This window comes from Streptomyces longispororuber (genome assembly GCF_014656095.1).
Lineage (GTDB): Bacteria > Actinomycetota > Actinomycetes > Streptomycetales > Streptomycetaceae > Streptomyces > Streptomyces longispororuber.
Map to the genome: position 1 here is coordinate 1 of NZ_BNBT01000159.1, position 19,123 is coordinate 19,123.

Sequence of the window (19,123 nt, forward strand, 5' to 3'; positions counted from 1 at the left end):
TCTGCCACCTCGTGCTCGAGGAGCACCGCCGCCGGGCCCCGGCCGTGCCGCGCTCCGGCCCCCGGGCCGGGGCGCGGGGCGTGCCGGTCGCGGTGGTCGGGCTCGGCGGGCGGTTCGCGGGGGCGCCGGACGCCGCCGCGTTCTGGCGCGTCGTCCGCTCGGGCCGCACGCGACTGGGGCCGGTGCCGGAGTCCGTGCTCGACCGGGAGCTGTACCACTCCCCCGGCGCGCTCAGCCTCACCCACGCGTACACCGACCAGGGCGGGCACGTGCCCGTGCCCACGGAGCCGCCGGAGGACCTGGCGGTGCTGGCGCCGCGGTACGCGGCGATGGACGGCGCGCAGCGGCTCGCCCTGGCCGTCGCGGCGGAGCTGTTCGCCGGGCTGCCCCGGCGGGCGCCGCTCGCCGGGCGCGGCGTGGTCGCGGTCGGCACGACGCTGGGGCTGACGCGGGAGCGGCGCGCCCACGCCGAGCTGGTGCTGAGCGGCCTGGAGGACACCGTGGCGGCGCTGCCGGCGCTCGCCGGCCTGTCGTCGCTGCGCCGCAAGCAACTGGTCGAGCGGCTGCGCGAGCGCACCGCGCGCGCCACGGCCGAGCCGTCGCCCGCGCTGCTCGACGGCTGTCTCGCCAGTGGGGTGGCCGCGCTGCTCGCCAACGAGTACGGGCTGTGCGCGGTGCCGCTGGCGGTGGAGGCGGCCTGCGCGTCGTCGCTGGCGGCGCTGGACGTGGCGGTGGCCGCGCTGCGTGCGGGCACCGCCGACTTCGCCCTCGCCGGCGGCGTCGAACTGGCCTGCACCACGCGGGACATGGTGCTCTGCTCGGCGCTCGGGCTGCTCTCGCACAGCAGGAACGCGCCGTTCGACGCGGCCGCCGACGGGTTCACGCCGGGCGACGGCTGCGGTCTGTTCCTCCTCAAGCGGTACGACGACGCCCGCCGCGACGGCGACACGGTGCACGGGGTGATCCGCGCGGTGGGCGCGTCGAACGACGCCAAGTCGCTCATCGCGCCGGACGTCGCGGGCCAGGTGCGCGCCATGCAACGGGCCTTCGCGCAGGTCGACTTCGAGCCCTGCACCGTGGACTACCTGGAGGCGCACGGCACCGGCACCAAGGTCGGCGACCGGGTCGAGATCGCCGCCGCGGCCCGCCTCTACGCGGGCGGGCCGCGCGCGGGGGCGCTGCGCATCGGCTCGGCGAAGTCGTTCTTCGGGCACACCTTCGCGGCGGCGGGCAGCGCGGGCCTGCTGCGCACCCTGCTCGCGCTGCGCGCGGGCACCCTGCCGCCCAACGCGCTGCTGCGCACGCTGAACCCGGCGCTCGGCCTCGCCGCCATCCCGGCCGAGATCGCCACCCGGCCCGAGCCGTGGCCGCGGCCGCCGGGCAGGCCGCGGCGCGCCGCCGTCAGCTCCTTCGGCACCGGCGGCATCAACTACCACGTCCTCGTCGAGGAGGACCGTGACCGGCACGGGCACACGACCGGGGCGATCCAGGAGAAGGGGCACGGACCGCGATGAACTTCGCCTTCGACGACGAGACCGAGGACATGCGCGAGGCCGTCGAGCGGTTCGCGCGCCGCGAGCTGGGCGACGCGCCGCCGCGGGACGGGGCGCCGGACCGGGAGGAGTTCCGCCGCCGCTGGCAGCTCGCGGGCAAGCAGGGCCTGGTCGGCAGCGTCGTACCGGAGCGCTACGGCGGCAGCGGCCTGGACGCGGTGACGGCGGCCGCGGTCATGGAGGCGTTCGGGTACGGCTGCCCGGACACCGGCTTCGCGTTCTCCGTGGCGGCGCACCTGTTCGCCGCGCTCGTGCCGGTGGTGGAGTTCGGCACCGAGGAGCAGAAGCGGCGCTGGCTGCCCGCGCTGTGCTCGGGCGAGCGGATCGCGGCGCACGCCATCACCGAGCCCGAGGCCGGTTCGGACACCCTCGGCCTGCGGACGCGCGCGGTGCGCGACGGCGACCACTACGTTCTGGAGGGGGCGAAGGCGTTCACGACGAACGCCCCGGTCGCCGACGTGTTCGTGGTGCAGGCCGCGACGGCGCCGGGCGGCGGCTTCTTCGGTCTGACGGCGTTCGTCGTGGAGGCCGGCACGCCGGGCCTCACGGTCGGACCCCCGTACGACAAGGTGGGGCTGCGCGGGTCGCCGACGGCCGATGTGCGCCTTGAGGGGTGCGTGGTGCCCGCGACCGCCGTGCTGGGCGCGGAGGGGGCGGGCGCCAGTGTCTTCGCGGCCTCCATGCGGTGGGAGCGGACCTGTCTGTTCGCGGCCTACCTCGGCGCGATGCGGCGGGTCCTGGAGTCCACGGTCGCGTACGCGGGCCGACGCGAGCAGTTCGGGGTGCCGATCGGCGACTTCCAGGCGGTGAGCCACCGCGTCGTCGACATGACGCTGGCCGTGGAGTCGGCGCGCCTGGTGCTGTACAAGGCGGCGTGGGAACTCGCGCGGGGCGGCGAGGACCAGGTGGCCCCGGCCCTCGCGAAGCTCGCGGTGAGCGAGGCGGCCGTCCGGGTCGGGCTCGACGCGGTGCAACTGCACGGCGCGCTCGGCGTGTTGAGCGGTGAGGCGGAGACGCTGCTACGGGACGCGCTGCCCGCGCGGATCTTCTCCGGCACCAACGAGATCCAGCGGAACAACGTCGCGCGTGCGCTGGGCCTCGGCGGCAGCCGCCGGGGGGCAGGACGCCGGTGAGCCGTGGCGGTGACAGGTGCGACGCACGGCGACAGGTGGCTTCGAGGGGGGCGAGGGTGGGTCCGACGACAGGTGGGTTCGAGGGGTGGGTCCTATGACGTTCATCGTTCACCGCATCCGGCTGCACGACGGGGTGGAGCCGGAGCGCTTCGAGTCCTGGGTCCGGGAGGTGGACTACGCGACCTGTCCGGAACTTCCCTCCGTGCTCGCGTTCGCCGTGCAGCGGCTCGCGCCCGCCGGAGGCGGCGGGCCCGCCGAGTACTACGAGGTCGTGGAGGTGACGGGGCGGGCCGACTTCGAGCGGGACACGCGCTCGGCACCGTTCCGCCGCCTCGTCGCCGATTTCGAGAAGATGGCCTCGGTGGTGGCCGAGTGGTCCGGTGAGCGAGTGGGGCCGGGATACCGGTCGCGCGGCGCCGCCGGTCCGGAAACGCGGGCGGGCACCGCTCGCGGATGAATTCGGCGCGGCCGGGCGGCCGGCCGCGCCCCATTCCCCTTACGGCCGCGCCCCATTCTCCTTACGGCCGCGCGCGATTCCCCTGACGGCCGCGCCCGATTGGCCTTCCGGCCGCGCCCCATTCCGCTGCCCGGCGTATTCACCGCCCGGCCTTTCGGCGCACCCCGGCTCTTTTTCGGGGATTCAGCCTTCCTGGCCGCGGAATTCGGCGGTCCGCCCGATGGTCGCCATCAAACCGCTTTCATAAGCAATGGCCACCGCTTGGGCGCGGGTGCCGACGCCCAGTTTCCGCAGCACGTGGTGGACATGGGATCTGACGGTCGCCATGGACACCGAGAGTTTCTCGGCGACCTCGGCGTTGGACTTGCCCTGGGCGAGCAGCAGGACGACCTCGAGCTCGCGCGGGGTGAGCCCGGCGGCCAGGCGCGCCGAGCGGGGCGAGGCGTCCGGCCGCGGCAGGTACTGGAGGCTGCGGCGGGCGGCGGCCGGCATCACCATGGTGGCGCCCGCGCTCACCGTTCTCAGCACGTGGATCAGGTCGTCGGCCGAGGAGTCCGGGGCCAGGACCGCCCGGACGCCGACGCACAGGGCCTCGACGGAGCGGTCCGCGGACTCGGCCTTGGCGATCAGCACGATCTTCGTCAGGGCGGCGAGCTCGGCGAGCTCGCGCTTGTCCTCGAAGCCGAGCGCGGGGGCCACCACGATCATGACGTGGGGCGCGTGCTCGGCGACGGCCGCGGCGGACTCGCGGCCCGTGGTGAAGCCCATGACCTCGATGTCGGGCTGCTGGTCCAGCAGCGCGCGCATCGCGGCGGACATGATCGACTCGTCACAGCACACCAGGACGCGGATCTTCATGGTCGCCGCCTCACCGCATCTCGTCCGGGCGGGGACCGCCGTGCCCGTCGGCGGCCTGCGCGGTGCCATTCGTCACGGCATCACGCCCGGACGGGCCGACCGCGCCGGCCCGGTGCCGACTTCCGGCAGGTGTTCCTTGCAGCAGTTCCCCATCTCGCCGCCCCCTTGTGAATGACACGACCATGTGCCTTCGGGTACCCCTCGTCGCTGCTGCGCGCAATCGCGTCCATCTACTGTTCGATTCTGCACTTGTTCGTGCCCGCACTCTCCCCTCCCCGGTATCGAGACAGGCACGTCTGAGCGGAATATTCCGTCCGCACGGCAACAGTATGTGGGCGCACCCGGCATCCGGGCGAGCCTTATCGGAAGAAGTATGAAAATGGCTCGAAACGTCGCGGCCCGAATCTCAGATCGTTCGCAAGGCCGTTCCCGCGGAACGGCGATGCGAGCGCGGGAACGCCGGGAACTCCGTGGCCGGACGACCGATCCGACTCAGGAAGAACGCGCGTCCCTTAATGCGGAATCGATCCTCCAGAAGGCGCCGCGGCTCCTCGTGCTGGAGAACGGCACTGATGGGGTGCAGAACGAGTCCCTCGCCGGTCGCGTACAGCCAGTAATCGGCCACTCGCGCGCCGGCCCGGACGCCGTCGGCGAGCGTCGGCGGCCGGGTCCCGGTGAGGCTCATGACGGTCAGGGCGGGCGTCGGGCGCACGACGGCGGCGAGCTGCCGCGCCAGCAGCTCGGGGTAGCCGACGTGCCGCAGGGCGCGCATCGTCGCCGGGGCGAGGGCGAGGCGCAGGGCCCGCTCGTGCGGCCAGGACAGCGGTCCGAACAGTTCCCCGAGCGTGAACCCGTCCCCGCGCGCGACCGCGTCGGCCTCGCTGAACCGCAGGTACGCGTGCGTTTCGCGCCAGGCGGGGCCGTGGCTGAAGTCGCGCCCCGCGTGCCGGGCGACGACGTCGGCCAGCGCCGCGCGGTCGGCGTCCGTGGTCAGGTGGCGTACGGCGATGCCGGGGGCGGGCGTGACTTCTGCGGCTTCCCTCGGCGGCGCCACCGGGCCGGACGTGTCGGGCCCGCCCGCCAGGTGCTCGCCCTCCAAGCGCTCCAGGAGCTCCGGCGCCAGCGGCTCCGGGCGGTAGGGCGCGCGGTGCGTGCGCAGCGCCCCGGCGGCGGCGCGCAGGGCCGGCAGCTCCTCGGCGCGGGCCGCGTCCCCGGCGTCGTACCGCAGGCGTGCCACGCACAGCGGGGCCCAGGTCCGGGGCCAGTGCGCCGGGCCCGGTCCCGGCCACCGGTAGGCCGCGCCCGGCCGCTCCAGGAGGCCGCCGGGCGCGAGGCGCAGCCCGTCCACGCCCCAGCCCTGCGCGGCCAGCGCCCGCAGCAGCAGCCGCCAGTACGCGCCGCAGCTCACGAGCATCTCCACGTGCAGGGCGGGCAGCGCCCGCAACCGCCGCCGGTTGTCGAGAGCCAGGACGAGGTAGGCGGGGCGGGCGGGGTGAGCGGGGTCCGAGGGCAGTCCGGCGGGGCCCGCCGAGGGCACCCGGTCGGGCCCGAGGACGGACGGGGGCAGGGCGGACGGGGCCAGGGCGCGTGCGGTGGCCGCGCGCGCCCCGGTGGTCCGTGCCCAGGCGACCGCCCAGGGCTGGCAGTTGTGCGAGGACGGGCTCAGCGCGGCGATCGCGGCGGCCACGTCGAGGGCGGTCGCGAAGTCCGCCTCCGCGGCCACCCCGCGCGCGGCCGTGGTGGACGGCCCGGTCCGGTCAGCGGTCATGGATGTCGCTCCCCTCAACTCCACACCAGGGCAAGGCAGTAGCCGTCGACCTCGCGCGCCCAACTGTCCAGGCGCAGCCCGTCCGCCGCCGGGGCGTGGCGGCGCAGCTCCGGCCCCGCGCGCCAGGAGAAGCGGCCGTCCGGGCGCCAGGCGGTGAGCTCGACCTCACGGGTGTCGACGCGCAGGCCGAAGCCGACGTGCTTGAGCACGGCCTCCTTGCACGCCCAGCGCAGGGACAGCGGCATCACGTCGAGGGCCGGGCACCCCGGGGCCGTGGGCGTCAGCAGGTCGACCAGCGGGCGCGGCACCTGGCGGGTGCGTTCGAGGTCGACGCCGACGGGGCGCGGGCCGCAGGCGGCGACGGCCAGGTCGCCCGAGTGCGTCAGGCCCACCTCGACGGGCGCGTCGACCGTGGGCTTGCCCGCGCGCATGCCGTGCGCCACCGCTCCGACCCGGACGTCGCGGGTGCGGACGCCCCCGCCGCCGTGGCGCCGCAGGTAGGCGGTGACGCCGTGCTTGACGGCGAGCCGCCCGGCCAGCCACTCCGCGCGCCGTTTGGGCACGGGCAGCTCGGCGGCGCGGGCCCGCTCCTCGGCGGTGAGGTGCCGGGCCTGGAGCGCCGCGCGCCCGGCGTCGTCCCGCGCGCGGATCCAGGCGATGGAGACGACGGAGAGCGTCAGCGGGCCCCGGGCGTGCGTGACGCGCAGGGGGCGTGCCGGGTCGAGGGCGACGCTCTCGTCCAGGCCGGGCGCCGGGGTGCGTACGAGCAGGGCCATGGGGTCAGCGGTCCACGGGCGGCGGCAGCAGGAACGGGTAGGTGCGCCGCCTGACCTTGCGGTGCCAGAACCGGTCGGCGGCCCGCAGCCGCTGGATCAGCTCCCACATCCGGGCGTCCTCGCGGTAGTACGCGGCGACCTCGGCGGCGGTGAGCGGCGTGTTCAGGCGGGCGTTGGCCTCGTCCAGGAAGGCGGGCACGAGCGCGCCGAGGCGCTCCTTGTGGAGGTTGCCGAGGAAGTCGAGGAGGACCCCGCGCGGGGCGTAGAACTTGTCGAAGATCGACTTGCTCATGGCCAGCCGCACGGGCGTGCGCAGCAGCCACGGCAGCGAGGTGAAGAACAGGCGCACGTCGAGGCGTTCGCGGCCGCGGGCGTCGCGCAGCAGCGGTGTGGTGACGTCGAGGTAGGTCAGCGTGCCGTCGGTGTCGACCCAGTTGGAGGCCTGCGCGTCCAGGCCCACGGCGGGGTCGACGGCCGCGCACACGAGGTCGAGGAAGCGGCCGAAGAAGGTCTTCGCCCACACCTCGTCCTCGGTGTGCAGCAGCCGGGAGCACAGCCGCGCGGCCGGCAGTTCGCGCTGGACGCAGTACGCGACGACGCTGCCGCCGGGGCCGCGGGTGTGCCAGACCTCGGTGGGCGCGACGGTCAGGCCGCGGTCGGCGAGGCGGTGCAGGTAGGCGTCGAGGCAGGCCCGGTAGCGGTCGAAGCGGGCCGGGTCGGGGAAGGCGGGCAGGCGCTTGCAGGCGTAGGAGCCGGTGGCGGTGCGCAGCCGCAGGACGAGGGTGATCTCGCCGTGGCCGAGCACGTCCAGGGCGCCGTCGTCGGCGGTGCGCAGCGCGTGCCGTACGCGCCGCTCCAGGTCGGCGAGTTCGGCCTGCGGGACCTCGAAGGTCATGGTGTCCGGTCCTCCCTCTCGGGTGGGTGGGCGCGGCCGCCGTACCGCGGCGTCCGCGGGCGTGCCGGTGACGGGTCCGCGGGCCCCGGGACGGGCCTTCCGGTCACGCCCGCGTCACCACCAGGACGGCGTTCTGGCCGCCGAAGCCGAAGGAGTTGCTGACGGCCACCTCCACGGTCCGCTCGCGCGGGGCGCCGGTGACGACGTCGAGGTCGACGTCGGGGTCCTGGTGGTGGAGGTTGGCGGTGGGCGGCACCGTGGCGTGCTGCACGGCGAGGACGGTGAGCGCGGCCTCGATGGCCCCGGCCGCGCCGAGGGTGTGGCCGAGGACGCCCTTGGTGGAGGTGACGGCGGCGCCCGTGCCGAGGAACTTCCGCACCACGGCGGCCTCCACGGCGTCGTTGAGGGGCGTGGCCGTGCCGTGCGCGTTGACGTGGTCGACCTCGTCGGGCACCACGTCCGCCCGGGCCAGGGCCGTGCGCAGCGCCTGCAGCACGCCGGTGCCCCGCGGGTCGGGCGCCGTCAGGTGGTGGGCGTCGGCCGAGGCGCCGTACCCGGCGAGCCGGGCGCGCGCGGTGGCGCCCCACGCGCGGGCGTCGGCCGCGCGCTCCAGGACGAGCATGCCGCTGCCCTCGCCGATGACGAAGCCGTCCCGGTCCCGGTCGAACGGCCGGGACGCGGCCGCCGGTTCGGCGCACCGCCGCGACAGCGCGCCCATCTGCGCGAAGCCCGTCACCATCAGCGGCGTCACGCCGGCCTCGCCGCCGCCCGCGACGACGACGTCGCAACTGCCGTCGCGCAGGAGCTGGAGCGCGGTGCCCAGGGCGGTGGCGCCGGACGCGCAGGCCGTCGCGGTGACGAGGTTCGGCCCGGTGGCCCGCAGGTCCATCGCCAGGTGCCCGGCCACCATGTTCGGTACGAGCATGGGGATGAGCAGCGCCGACACGGCCTTGGGCCCGTCGTCGAGCAGGCGCCGGTGTTGCGCCTCCCAGGTGGTGACGCCGCCGAGGCCACAGCCGACGACGACGCCGACGCGGGCGCCGTCCCAGGTCTCCGGGTCCAGGCCGCTGTCGGCGACGGCCTCGCGCGCGGCGGCGACGGAGAGCTGCGTGAACCGGTCCTGCGTGAGCGCGCTGCGCCGCCCCACGTGCTGCCGGGGCGAGAACCCCGGCACCGTGCAGGAGATGTCGACGGGCAGCCCCGCGAGCGCCGGGTCGGTCGCCGCGGCGGACTCGCCCCGGCACACCCCCGCCCAGGTGGCCGCCGCGCCGATCCCCGCGGCGGTCACGAGCCCCACCCCGGTCACCACCACGGTGTCGCGCTCGGGGGACGCGGCGCCGGTGAGGAGGTCCGGGGTGGGGCGGGTGGTGGCCGTGGTGGCGCCCGGCGTACCGGGGCCGTGGGCGGGCCCGGCCGCAGGGGCGCCGCCGTGCCGCGGCTCGCGCGGCGTCATCGCCGCACCGCGCGGTCGTCGCGGTCGTCGCAACCGTCGCAACCGTCACGGCCGCCGCGACCGTCGCGACCGTCGCGGCCGTCGCGACCGTCGCGGCCGTCGTACCGGGTGACCTGGTCGGCCCGGACGGCCTGATCGGTGTGCGGCGCGGCGGTGTACGACGCGGGTACGTGCGCCGCAGGTGCGTGCGCCGCAGGTGCGTGCGCCGCAGGTGCGTGCGCCGCAGGTGCGTGCGCCGCAGGTGCGTGCGCCGCGGGTAGGTGCCGCGCGGCGGTGTACGCCGCGCGTACCCGCGCCGTGCGTACCCGCGCCGTGGCGGCGTACGTGGCCTCGGCCTCGGTGTGCGTCGCGCTCATCGGATGCGCCCCACCTCTCGGTCGCTCGCTCTCGGTTCGGCCCGGCCCGCGCCACGGTCTGCCCCACGTCGCGGTCCCGGTCGTACGGCGGGACGCCCCGCCCCGCATCCCGGCGGACCCCCGGTCCCGGGTCGCCCCACGCCCGGGGCACCCAGTCACAGGCACGCGCCCCACGCCCCGTACACCCGGGGGAAAGAGGCCCGGCCGGAGGACCCGCCCCGCCGCCCGGTCGGGCGCACGGCACAGCTCGGTCGAAGGCGCCCCACCGCTCGGTCGCTCGGGTCGAGTCTGCGGGCCGTGGCTGACCGGGCACCGCGCCCGTCGCTGACGGCTCGCTGACCGCGCCGGTCCGGCGTGCCGCGAGCCGGGTCCGGCGGGCGCGATCAGCGAGCGGTCAGTGAGCCGTCAGCGCGCGTGACCGCGTCCGGTCAGCCCGCCCGGCGAGACTCGACCAGCAGCAGCCGCCTGCCGTCGGCGTACCGGACGAGACCGAGGAGCACGCGTGAGCACACCCCTGCCGAGCCATCCACCGCCGCCCCGGGCCGCCGTCCTGACCGGGGTCGGCAGTTGCCTGCCGCCCACCGCCGTCACGAACGACGAACTCGCCGAGCGCCTGGACAGTTCGGACGCGTGGATCCGCTCGCGCACCGGCATCCGCCGGCGCTACGTCGCCTCGCCCGGCACCGCCACCTCCGACCTGGCCGTCGGCGCGGGCGCCAAGGCCCTCAAGTCGTCGGGCACCCCGGACGTGGACGCCGTCCTGCTCGCCACCACCACGCCCGACCGCCCCTGCCCGGCCACGGCCCCGGCCGTGGCGGCGCGGCTCGGTCTGACGGGGGCGGCGGCCTACGACGTGTCGGCGGTCTGCACGGGCTTCCTGTACGCGCTCGCCAGCGGTGCCGGGCTCATCGCGGCCGGGGCCGCGGACCGCGTCCTGGTGATCGGCGCGGAGACCTTCTCCACGCTGCTCGACCCGGACGACCGGTCCACGGCCGTCATCTTCGGCGACGGCGCGGGCGCGGTGGTCCTGCGCGCGGGCGACGCCGCCGAGCCGGGCGCGCTCGGCCCGTTCGACCTCGGCAGCGACGGCGGCCGCGAGGAGCTGATCACGGTGGCCGCGGGCGGCTCGCGCCAGCGCCTGTCCGGCGTGCCGCCCGCAACCCGCGACCAGTACTTCGCGATGGAAGGCAAAGAGGTGTTCCGGCACGCGGTGCGGCGCATGTCCGCGTCGGCGCGCTCCGTCCTCGGCCGGGCCGGCTGGCGCGCCGAGGACGTGGACCACCTGGTCGGCCACCAGGCCAACCTGCGCATCACCCACCACGTGGCCGACGCCGTCGGCATCCCCCGGCGGCGCTGCTTCAGCAACATCGCCGAGGTCGGCAACACCGCCGCCGCCTCCATCCCGCTCGCCCTCGACCAGGCGCACGCGGACGGCGTCCTGACGCCGGGCGGGCGCGTGCTGCTTACCGCGTTCGGCGGCGGCCTGACCTGGGGTTCGACGGTACTGACCTGGCCGGGGCCGGACCGCGCCTGACGTCCCGGAGCACGACGGAGAGCAGACGGAGACAGGCCGAGACAGGCGGAGACAGGCGGAGACAGGCCGAGACGGGCGGAGACAAGGGAGAACCGCATGAGCGCGACGTACGACAGGCTGGTCGGCCTGCTGGTCGACCGTTTCGAGGTGGACCGTGCGGAGATCGGTCCCGACACCACGTTCGAGGACCTCGACATGGACTCGCTGTTCCTGGTCGAGCTGCTCCTGGTGATCCAGGCCGAGTTCGGGGCCGACCTGGCGGAGGACGCGGCGTCGCCGGGCGACCCGATCACCGCGGTCGCCGACCTGATCGACCGCCACGGCGCCGCGGCGCCCGCGGCGGCGCCCGTACCGGCGGCACCGGCCGTGTCGGCAACCGGAGAGCGAGCCTAGGACGCCCATGAGCACCCAGCAGTCGATCATCAACTACATCGCCGACGTGTGGCTCGACGGCGACGCCGAGGGCCTCGACGCCCAGCTTCCCATCGCCGAGCTGAACATCATCGACTCGGCCGGGATCTTCGACCTCGTGCACTACCTCCAGAGCGACTTCCGCGTCACCGTGCCGCTCCAGGAGATCTCCCCGGCGAACTTCCGGACCGTCGACGCGATCGCCGCGCTCGTGGAGCGGCTGCGGGCCGCGGACAAGGCCGGCGGGGAGGCCCTGCGATGACCACCAGTGTGCACCGGCAGGTCGTGGACATCGTGGCCTCGCGGACGCTGTACGACGAGTCGTACCTGCTGCCCGAGAGCCACTTCGAGGCCGAGCTCGGCATCGACTCGGTCGTCCTGGAGTCGATCCTCGCGGCGGTGCGGGAGCAGTTCGCGCTGCGGGCCGCCCTGCCGCCCGGGCTCGCGACGATCCGGGAGCTGGTGGAGGCGGTCGAGGAGGCGCTGGCGGGCGCGGTGCCGCCCGCCGCCGCGCCGCCGCCGGAGCGGACCGGCGACCCGCTCACCGAGGCCGTCGTACGGGCCGCGATGCGGCACACCCAGTACACCCGTGAGCAACTCCCGCTGGACGCGGACTTCGAGGGCGAGCTGGGCGTCGACTCGGTGGTGCTCGTGTCGGTCGTCGCGGACTGCGCCCGCGACCTCGGCCTGCCCGACGACCTCGCGGGCACGGTCACGGCGCCGTCGCTGCGCGCCCTGATCACCGCGCTGCGCCCGTACCTGACGGGCGGGGCGGCGCCCCGTACGGCGCCCGGTACGGCGGACGACGGTGCGGACGGCACCGAGGGCCGGGGAGCGGACGGCTGGGACGGCCGGTCCATGAAGGACTTCGTGGAGCGGCGGGACACCGACCTGTTCGCCAAGGCACGCGGCTTCCGGTCGTACCTGCGCGGCCGCGAGGCCGAGCACCTCTACTGGTACGGCATGCCCCTGCACTCGCGGTGTGGCAACCGGGCGCTCATCCTCGACGAACTGACCGGCCGCAAGCGCGAGTTCCTGATGTTCGCGTCCAACAACTACCTGGGGCTCGCCAACCACCCGAAGGTCGTCGACGCGGTCTGCGAGGCCACCCGTACGTTCGGCGCCACCCACACCGGCTCGCGCTTCATCGGCGGCACCAACATGCTGCACAAGGAGCTGGAGCGGCGCCTGGCCGCGTTCAAGGGGCGCCCGGCGTGCATCGTCTTCCCCGGCGGGTACGCCGCCAACCTCGGCACCATCTCGGCCCTGGTCAAGAGCTACGACACGCTGGTCGTCGACAAGCTCAACCACATGAGCATCGTCGACGGCGCCCGGCTCTCCGGCGCCGCGCGCAGGATCTACCGGCACAACGACATGGCCGACCTGGAGCGCGTCCTGCGGCGCTGCGACGACCGTACGGGCCGCCTGATCGTCACCGACGGCGTGTTCAGCATGCACGGGGACATCTGCGACCTGCCCCGGATCGTGGACCTGGCCAAGGAGTACGGCGCCCGCGTCCTGGTCGACGACGCGCACGCCACCGGGGTGCTGGGCGCGCGCGGCACCGGCACCGCCGAGCACTTCGGCCTCAAGGGCGAGGTCGACCTGGAGCTCGGCACCATGAGCAAGGCCCTCGCGGGCATGGGCGGCTTCGTCGTCGGCGAGCCGGAGGTGATCGAGTACCTGCGCTTCTACGCGGGCTCGTACGTGTTCGCCGCGAACATCCCCGCGGGCGTCGCCGCCGGGCTCATCGCCGCGCTCGACGTCGTCGAGGCGGAGCCGGAACGCGTCGCCCGGCTGTGGTCCAACATCCGCTTCCTGCACCGCCAGCTCGTCGACGCGGGCTTCGACCTGGAGCACACCGAGAGCGCCATCCTGCCGCTGGTCGTCGGCGACGAGCGCCGGGCCCTGGAGCTGGGCCGGGCCGTGCGGGCCCGCGGCCTGTTCTGCCAGACGGTGGTGTTCCCCGGGGTGCCGCTCGGCGACGCGCGGCTGCGGGTCAGCGTCACCTGCGAGCACACCCGGGAGGACCTGGAGACCGCGGCGGGCGTCCTCGTCGAGGCCGCCCGCGAGGTCGGCGTCCTGCCGTCGGCGGGGTGAGCGCGATGACGACGATCAAGGCAGGGACCGGGACCGCGCACACCGCCGGCGCGGCGCGGACGGACGGGGCGGACGCCCGCACCGCGCTGTCCGACGTCGCCCTGATCCGCAAGCCGTGGCCGCTGACCGCCGAGCAGCTCGCGCGCCCCGCCCTCGTGGGGCCGCGGCCGCGTACGTACGGCGAGTTCGCGGCGCACGTCGCGGCCGTCGCCTCGGGCCTGCTCGGCCTCGGCGCGGCGGTCGGCGACCGGGTGGCGATCTGGACGGACAAGCGGCCGCGCTACGCGGAGGCGATCCTCGCCGCCCTGCACGCGGGCTGCGCGTACGTCCCGCTCGACGGCGGCCAGCCGGTGGCCCGCGTGGAGACGATCCTCGCGGACGCCGAACCGGTCGCCCTGTTCACCGACCGCCACCGGCTCGCACTGCTGGACCCGCGCCGGCTCCCCGCGTCCGTACGGGTGATCGTGCTGACGGACGAAGACGGTACGGGCGCTACGGACGGTACGGACCCTATGGACGGTGCGGACGGTACGGACGACCAGCGGCGTGACGCCGTGCACGACGGGCAGAACGGGCAGAACGGGCTCGGCGTGGACGGCGGGGTCGGCGGAGCCGGCGGGGTCGGCGCGGCGTCGGGGAGCGGGTCGCCCGGGGTGCCCGTGCGCGACTGGGCGGGCTTCACCTCGGCCGCCGCCGGGCACGTCGTGCTGCTCCCGGCGCTGGAGCGCGACGACCTCGCCGCGATCCTGTACACCTCCGGCTCGACCGGCACGCCCAAGGGGGTGCGGATCAGCTACCGGAACCTGGCGGCCTTCATCCGCTGGGCCCGCGACGAACTGGCCGTCGGCCCCGGCGACGTCTTCGCGGGCCACGCCTCGTTCAACTTCGACCTGTCCACGTTCGACCTGTTCACCGCGTTGTCCGTGGGCGCGGCCCTGTGGATCGTGCCCGACGAGCAGGCCCGCGACGTGGGCGCGCTCGCCGCGGGAATCCGCGAGCACGGCGTCACCGTCTGGTACTCGGTGCCGTCGGTGCTCCACCTGCTCACCGTGTCGGGCGCCCTCACCCCCGGGACCGTACGGAGCTTGCGGTACGTGCTGTTCGCGGGCGAGGTGTTCCCGATGCCGCACCTGCGGGCGCTGGCGGCGCTGCTCCCCGGCGACGTGGGGCTCTACAACCTGTACGGGCCCACGGAGACCAACGTGTGCACCTTCCACCGCGTCACCCGCGCCGACCTGTCCCGGCACGAGCCCGTGCCCATCGGCACGCCGCTGCCGGGCGCCACGGTGTCGCTCGTCGACGACTCCGGGCGCGTCGTGACCGGCCCGGACGCGTGCGGCGAACTCGTCGTCGAGGGCGACTGCGTCACGCCCGGCTACTGGCGCCGCGAGAACGAGCCCGCGTCGGCCGGGCACCGCCTGGGCCGCCACGCCACCGGCGACCTGGTGAGCCGCGAGGGCGCGGCCCTCGTCTACCGGGGCCGCAAGGACCGCATGGTCAAGCTCGCCGGGCACCGGGTGGAGCTGGGCGAGATCGAGGCCGCGGTGGTGCGCCACCCCGGCATCGCGCAGGCCGCCGCCGTCGTCGCCGCGTCCCGCGACGGCGAGCCCGGCGTCGCCGTGTACTACACGCTCAACGGCCGCACCCCGCGCCCCGGCCTCATCGAGCTGAAGCGGCACTGCGCCCGGCACCTGCCGCGCTACATGCTGCCGCGCACCGCCACCTGCCTCGACGAACTGCCGCGCAACGCCAACGGCAAGACCGACTACCACCGCCTGGGCGGTGCCGCGCCCGAGCCCGCCCAGCGCCCGCGGGCCGTGCCCGGCACCTGACCGGCGACCGACGGAGACGTCCATGACCCAAGGCCCGACCGACAACCCCTGGCGGGGCGGCGCGCCGCGCACCGTCGTCGAGCTGCTGCGCCACCACGCCGCGCACCGCCCCGACACGCTCGCGTACCGCTTCCTCGACGCCACCGGCGCCACCGATTCCACCGGCGCCACCGGCGTCGCCGACAGCACAGGCACCACAGGTACCGCAGGCACCACTGGCGTCGCCGACACCACCGGTGTCACCGGCACCCCGGGCGGCCCGGACGCCCCGGCACCGGCCGCCGCGTGGACCTTCGCCGAGCTCGACCTGCGCGCCCGGCGGGTCGCCGCGCTCCTGCGGCACGAGGGCGCCACGGGCGCGCCCGTGCTGCTCCTGCACCCGCCCGGCCTGCACTACGTCGCCGGGTTCCTGGGCTGTCTGTACGCGGGGGCCGTCGCCGTGCCCGCCTATCCCCCGGACACCCGCCGCTTCGGCCGGACCATGCCGCGGCTCGCGGCGATCGCCCGGGACGCGCGGGCCACGCACGCGCTGACCACTGGGCGCCTGGCGCGGTTCGCGGAGGACCGCAGGGACGACCTCGCGGCGCTCGGGCTCGGCGGGCTGCGCTGGCTGGCGACGGGCGGGCCGCACGCGCCGGAGGGGCCGGACGGCCCGGACCCGGGGAACGCGAACGGCCCGGGCGACGCGGACGACTGGCGGGAGCCGGGCCTCACCGGCGACTCGCTGGCCTTCCTCCAGTACACCTCGGGGTCGACGGCCGCGCCCAAGGGCGTCATGGTCAGCCACGGCAACCTGCTGCACAACCTGGCCGCCATCCACCGCAGGCTGGAGCACGACGAGGGCTCGGCGATGGTGTCGTGGCTGCCGCCGTACCACGACATGGGCCTGATCGGCGGCATCCTGTCGCCACTGTACGGCGGGTTCCCCGCGCACCTGATGGCGCCGCTGTCCTTCGTGCGGCAGCCCCTGCTGTGGCTGCGGACCCTGTCCGACACGCGGGCGTCCACCAGCGTCGCTCCCAACTTCGGCTTCGAGGCGTGCGTCCGCAGGATCAGCGACGAGGAGCGCGACCGGCTCGACCTGAGCCACTGGCGGCTGGCCCTGAACGGCGCGGAACCGGTGCGCGCCGACACCCTGGACCGGTTCGTGGAGCGGTTCGCCCCGTGCGGGTTCCGGCGCCGCGCGCTGCTGCCCTGCTACGGGCTCGCCGAGGCGACCCTGATGGTGACCGGCGTCCGAGCCCAGGAGCCGCCCGCCGACGGCGCGTTCGACGCCGCGGCGCTCGGCGCGGGCCGCGCCGTACCGGCCGCCGACGGCCGGGCCACCCGGGTCGTGGGCTGCGGCCCCGCCGTCGACGGCCTGGACGTGGCGGTCGTGGACGCCGCGACCCGGCGGCGGATCACGGACGAGGGCGCGGTCGGCGAGATATGGATCGCGGGCGGCAGCGTCGCGCAGGGCTACTGGCGGCGCCCCGACGCGACGCGGGAGACGTTCCGCGCGCGCCTCGCGGGCGAGGGCGGGGCACCGTACCTGCGCACCGGCGACCTGGGGTTCCTGCGGGCCGGGCAGCTCCACGTCGTCGGCCGTACCAAGGACGTCGTGGTCGTCCAGGGCCGCAACCACTACCCGCACGACATCGAGCTCACCGTGGAGCGGGCCGACCCGGCGGTCCGGCCGGGCTGCGGGGCCGCGTTCGCCGTCGAGGTCGACGGCGCCGAGCAGCTCGTGGTCGCGTACGAGATCGACGGCAGGGGCGCCGCCGGGACGCCGGAGCTGCTGGCCCGGCTGCGTACCGCGATCGCCGAGGAGCACGAGGTCGCGCCGCACGCGGTGGTGGTGCTCAAGCGGTCCACGGTGCACCGGACCACCAGCGGCAAGATCCAGCGGCAGGCGTGCCGCGCGGACTTCCTCGGGCTCGGCCTGAAGGTGGTCGCGGCGAGCGTGGCACGCGACGCGCCCGAGCCCACGGCGGGCCCGCCCGCCGCGCTCCTCGTGCGGCCGGTGGGCGACGTCGTCGCGGAGGTGCTGCGCGCGCACGCCGGGGACGTGGCCGGGGCCGGCGCCTCCGGGGAAGCAGGGGGCGCGGGGAGCGCCGGGCACACCGACCCCCTGGGGAGCACCTTCGCCGAGCTGGGCGTCACCTACGGGCAACTCCTGGCAGTGGTTGCGGAGTTGGAGCGGCGCTCCAGCACCCCGCTGCCCGTCGGCGAGCTGCTGGCGCGGCCCCGGGTGGCGACCCTCGTCGAGCTGCTCGCGGACCGGGCGCCCGCGGGCGAGGCGTGGGCGCCCGACGCCGTCGAGGCGTGGCTGACCGCGCGGGTCGCCGCGCGGCTCGGCCTGACCGCCGCGGCCGTCGACCCGACGAAGCCGCTCGCCTCGCTCGGTCTCGACTCCAAGCAGGCCGTGGCGGTCCTCGCGGAGCTCGGCGCGCGCACCGGGCGCGAGATGCCGCCGTCCGTCGTCTTCGACCACCCGACGATCCGCGCGATCGCCGCCCACCTCGCCACCACCCCGGCCGCGGCGCCGGACGGCGGCGGCGCACCCGGCCGCGACGAGCCGGTGGCCGTCATCGGCATCGGCTGCCGCTTCCCGGGCGCGCCCGACCCGGAGAGCTTCGGGCGGCTCCTGCGCGACGGCAGGGACGCGGTCACCGAGGTGCCGCCCGGCCGCTGGGACGCCGCCCGGGTCGCCGCGCCCGCGTACGGCGGGTTCCTGGACGGCGTCGAGGAGTTCGACGCCCGCTTCCACGGCCTGTCGGCGCGCGAGGCGGCCCGCATGGACCCCCAGCAGCGGCTCCTGCTCGACGTCGCCTGGCAGGCGGTCGAGGACGCGGGCCTGGACCCGACGTCGCTCGCGGGCAGCGCCACCGGCGTGTTCGCGGGCATCAGCAGCCACGACTACAGCGAACTCCAGATGGGCCGCCTGGACACCGTCGACGTGTACGGCGCCACCGGCAACGCGCACGCGATCGCCGCCAACCGCCTCTCGTACGCCCTCGATCTGCGCGGCCCGAGCCTGGCTCTGGACACCGCGTGCTCGTCGTCCCTGACGGCGGTCCACCTGGCCTGCGACAGCCTGCGCCGGGGCGAGTGCGCCCAGGCGCTCGCGGGCGGCGTGAACCTGATGCTCACGCCCGGCCTGTCCGTGGCCTTCGCCGACGGCGGCATGCTCTCCGCCGACGGCCGCTGCCGCACCTTCGACGACGCGGCGGGCGGCTACGTCCGCGGCGAGGGCGCGGGCCTGGTGCTGCTCAAGCCGCTGTCGGCCGCGCTCGCGGACGGCGACCGGGTGCACGCGGTCATCAGGGGCACGGCCACCGGCCACGGCGGGCGGAGCAACGGCCTGACCGCGCCCCGGGGCGCCGCGCAGCGCGCCGTCATCGAACAGGCCCTGCGCCGCGCCGAGCTGAGCAGCAAGGAGGTCGACTACGTCGAGGCGCACGGCACCGGCACACCGCTCGGCGACCCCGTCGAGTGGGAGGGCCTCGCCGCGGTCTACGGCATGGGGCGCCCGGACGGGGCCCGCTGCCTGGTCGGCTCGGTGAAGACCAACATCGGGCACCTGGAGGCCGCCGCGGGCGTCGCGGGGCTGATCAAGGCGGCACTCGTCGTCCGCGACCGCGTGGTGCCGCCGACGCTGCACCTCACGACCCCGAACCGGCGCCTCGACTGGCAGGGCGCGGGGCTGCGCGTGCCGACCCGCCCGACGCCGCTCGCCGCCGAGGGGCCGGTGCGGGCGGCGGTCAGCTCCTTCGGGTTCGGCGGCGCCACCGCCCACGTGGTCCTGGAGTCGCCCCCCGCGCCGGAGCCCGCCCCGCAGCCGCCGCCCGCGCGGCCGGTGCACGCCCTGTGCCTGTCCGGGCACACGCCGACGGCCCTGACGACGCTGGCCCGGCACTGGCGGACCCACCTCGCCGCGCACGCCGGCACCCCGGCCGCCGACCTGTGCCGGGCGGCGAACACCGGCCGGGCGCGGCTCGCCCACCGCGCGGTCGTC

General features: G+C 76.0%; 14 protein-coding genes. 9 read left to right on the forward strand and 5 right to left on the reverse strand.

Annotated elements, in window-relative coordinates; all coding sequences use genetic code 11:
* The 3 genes from IE330_RS32390 to IE330_RS32400 all read left to right on the forward strand — a co-directional run.
* The coding region (locus IE330_RS32390) for a beta-ketoacyl [acyl carrier protein] synthase domain-containing protein (protein WP_190139745.1) at nt 1-1,514 on the forward strand (1,514 nt) is incomplete at its 5' end.
* Nucleotides 1,511-2,686, forward strand: a complete 1,176-nt coding sequence (gene redW, locus IE330_RS32395; protein WP_190139746.1) for an L-prolyl-[peptidyl-carrier protein] dehydrogenase — start codon at nt 1,511-1,513, stop codon at nt 2,684-2,686. The genes IE330_RS32390 and redW, both read left to right, overlap by 4 nt.
* A 94-nt stretch (nt 2,687-2,780) precedes the next feature.
* Nucleotides 2,781-3,143, forward strand: coding sequence for a RedY/HapK family protein (locus IE330_RS32400; RefSeq protein ID WP_190139747.1), 363 nt, complete (start codon nt 2,781-2,783; stop codon nt 3,141-3,143).
* Between the two features lie 183 nt (nt 3,144-3,326).
* Here IE330_RS32400 and IE330_RS39335 read toward each other — a convergent pair whose 3' ends face one another.
* The 5 genes from IE330_RS39335 to IE330_RS32425 form a co-directional block, all read right to left on the reverse strand.
* Nucleotides 3,327-4,001: a response regulator transcription factor gene (locus tag IE330_RS39335; protein ID WP_229926082.1), complete on the reverse strand. Its 675-nt coding sequence runs from the start codon at nt 3,999-4,001 to the stop codon at nt 3,327-3,329.
* Nucleotides 4,002-4,407: 406 nt separating this feature from the next.
* Nucleotides 4,408-5,769: a nitroreductase family protein gene (locus tag IE330_RS32410; RefSeq protein ID WP_190139748.1), complete on the reverse strand. Its 1,362-nt coding sequence runs from the start codon at nt 5,767-5,769 to the stop codon at nt 4,408-4,410.
* A gap of 14 nt (nt 5,770-5,783) precedes the next feature.
* Nucleotides 5,784-6,545: a 4'-phosphopantetheinyl transferase family protein gene (locus IE330_RS32415; RefSeq protein WP_190139749.1), complete on the reverse strand. Its 762-nt coding sequence runs from the start codon at nt 6,543-6,545 to the stop codon at nt 5,784-5,786.
* Between the two features lie 4 nt (nt 6,546-6,549).
* Complete coding sequence (locus tag IE330_RS32420) at nt 6,550-7,440, reverse strand: DUF6206 family protein (RefSeq protein WP_190139750.1); 891 nt, start codon at nt 7,438-7,440, stop codon at nt 6,550-6,552.
* A gap of 103 nt (nt 7,441-7,543) precedes the next feature.
* Entirely contained in the window at nt 7,544-8,893 is a 1,350-nt protein-coding gene (locus tag IE330_RS32425) for a beta-ketoacyl-[acyl-carrier-protein] synthase family protein (RefSeq protein WP_190139751.1), read from the reverse strand.
* An 858-nt stretch (nt 8,894-9,751) separates the two neighbouring features.
* On the opposite strand from IE330_RS32425, the gene IE330_RS32430 reads away from it, so the two are divergent.
* The 6 genes from IE330_RS32430 to IE330_RS32455 form a co-directional block, all read left to right on the forward strand.
* Entirely contained in the window at nt 9,752-10,783 is a 1,032-nt protein-coding gene (locus tag IE330_RS32430; protein WP_190139752.1) for a beta-ketoacyl-ACP synthase III, read from the forward strand.
* A 96-nt stretch (nt 10,784-10,879) separates the two neighbouring features.
* Entirely contained in the window at nt 10,880-11,176 is a 297-nt protein-coding gene (locus IE330_RS32435) for an acyl carrier protein (protein WP_190139753.1), read from the forward strand.
* Nucleotides 11,177-11,183: 7 nt separating this feature from the next.
* Complete coding sequence (locus IE330_RS32440) at nt 11,184-11,456, forward strand: acyl carrier protein (protein WP_190139754.1); 273 nt, start codon at nt 11,184-11,186, stop codon at nt 11,454-11,456.
* Nucleotides 11,453-13,294, forward strand: coding sequence for an aminotransferase class I/II-fold pyridoxal phosphate-dependent enzyme (locus IE330_RS32445; protein ID WP_190139755.1), 1,842 nt, complete (start codon nt 11,453-11,455; stop codon nt 13,292-13,294). The genes IE330_RS32440 and IE330_RS32445 overlap by 4 nt, the downstream gene beginning before the upstream one ends.
* Before the next feature lie 5 nt (nt 13,295-13,299).
* Entirely contained in the window at nt 13,300-15,126 is a 1,827-nt protein-coding gene (locus IE330_RS32450) for an AMP-binding protein (RefSeq protein ID WP_190139756.1), read from the forward strand.
* A gap of 22 nt (nt 15,127-15,148) precedes the next feature.
* Nucleotides 15,149-19,123: beta-ketoacyl synthase N-terminal-like domain-containing protein (locus IE330_RS32455; RefSeq protein WP_190139757.1), on the forward strand; the 3,975-nt coding region annotated here is incomplete at its 3' end.

Coding starts and splice junctions, on each gene's coding strand:
- IE330_RS32445 (WP_190139755.1), top strand. CDS start 11,453: ATGACCACCAGTGTGCACCGGCAGGTCGTGGACATCGTGGCCTCGCGG.
- IE330_RS32435 (WP_190139753.1), top strand. CDS start 10,880: ATGAGCGCGACGTACGACAGGCTGGTCGGCCTGCTGGTCGACCGTTTC.
- IE330_RS39335 (WP_229926082.1), bottom strand. CDS start 4,001: ATGAAGATCCGCGTCCTGGTGTGCTGTGACGAGTCGATCATGTCCGCC.
- IE330_RS32400 (WP_190139747.1), top strand. CDS start 2,781: ATGACGTTCATCGTTCACCGCATCCGGCTGCACGACGGGGTGGAGCCG.
- IE330_RS32450 (WP_190139756.1), top strand. CDS start 13,300: ATGACGACGATCAAGGCAGGGACCGGGACCGCGCACACCGCCGGCGCG.
- IE330_RS32415 (WP_190139749.1), bottom strand. CDS start 6,545: ATGGCCCTGCTCGTACGCACCCCGGCGCCCGGCCTGGACGAGAGCGTC.
- IE330_RS32410 (WP_190139748.1), bottom strand. CDS start 5,769: ATGACCGCTGACCGGACCGGGCCGTCCACCACGGCCGCGCGCGGGGTG.
- IE330_RS32440 (WP_190139754.1), top strand. CDS start 11,184: ATGAGCACCCAGCAGTCGATCATCAACTACATCGCCGACGTGTGGCTC.
- IE330_RS32420 (WP_190139750.1), bottom strand. CDS start 7,440: ATGACCTTCGAGGTCCCGCAGGCCGAACTCGCCGACCTGGAGCGGCGC.
- redW (WP_190139746.1), top strand. CDS start 1,511: ATGAACTTCGCCTTCGACGACGAGACCGAGGACATGCGCGAGGCCGTC.
- IE330_RS32425 (WP_190139751.1), bottom strand. CDS start 8,893: ATGACGCCGCGCGAGCCGCGGCACGGCGGCGCCCCTGCGGCCGGGCCC.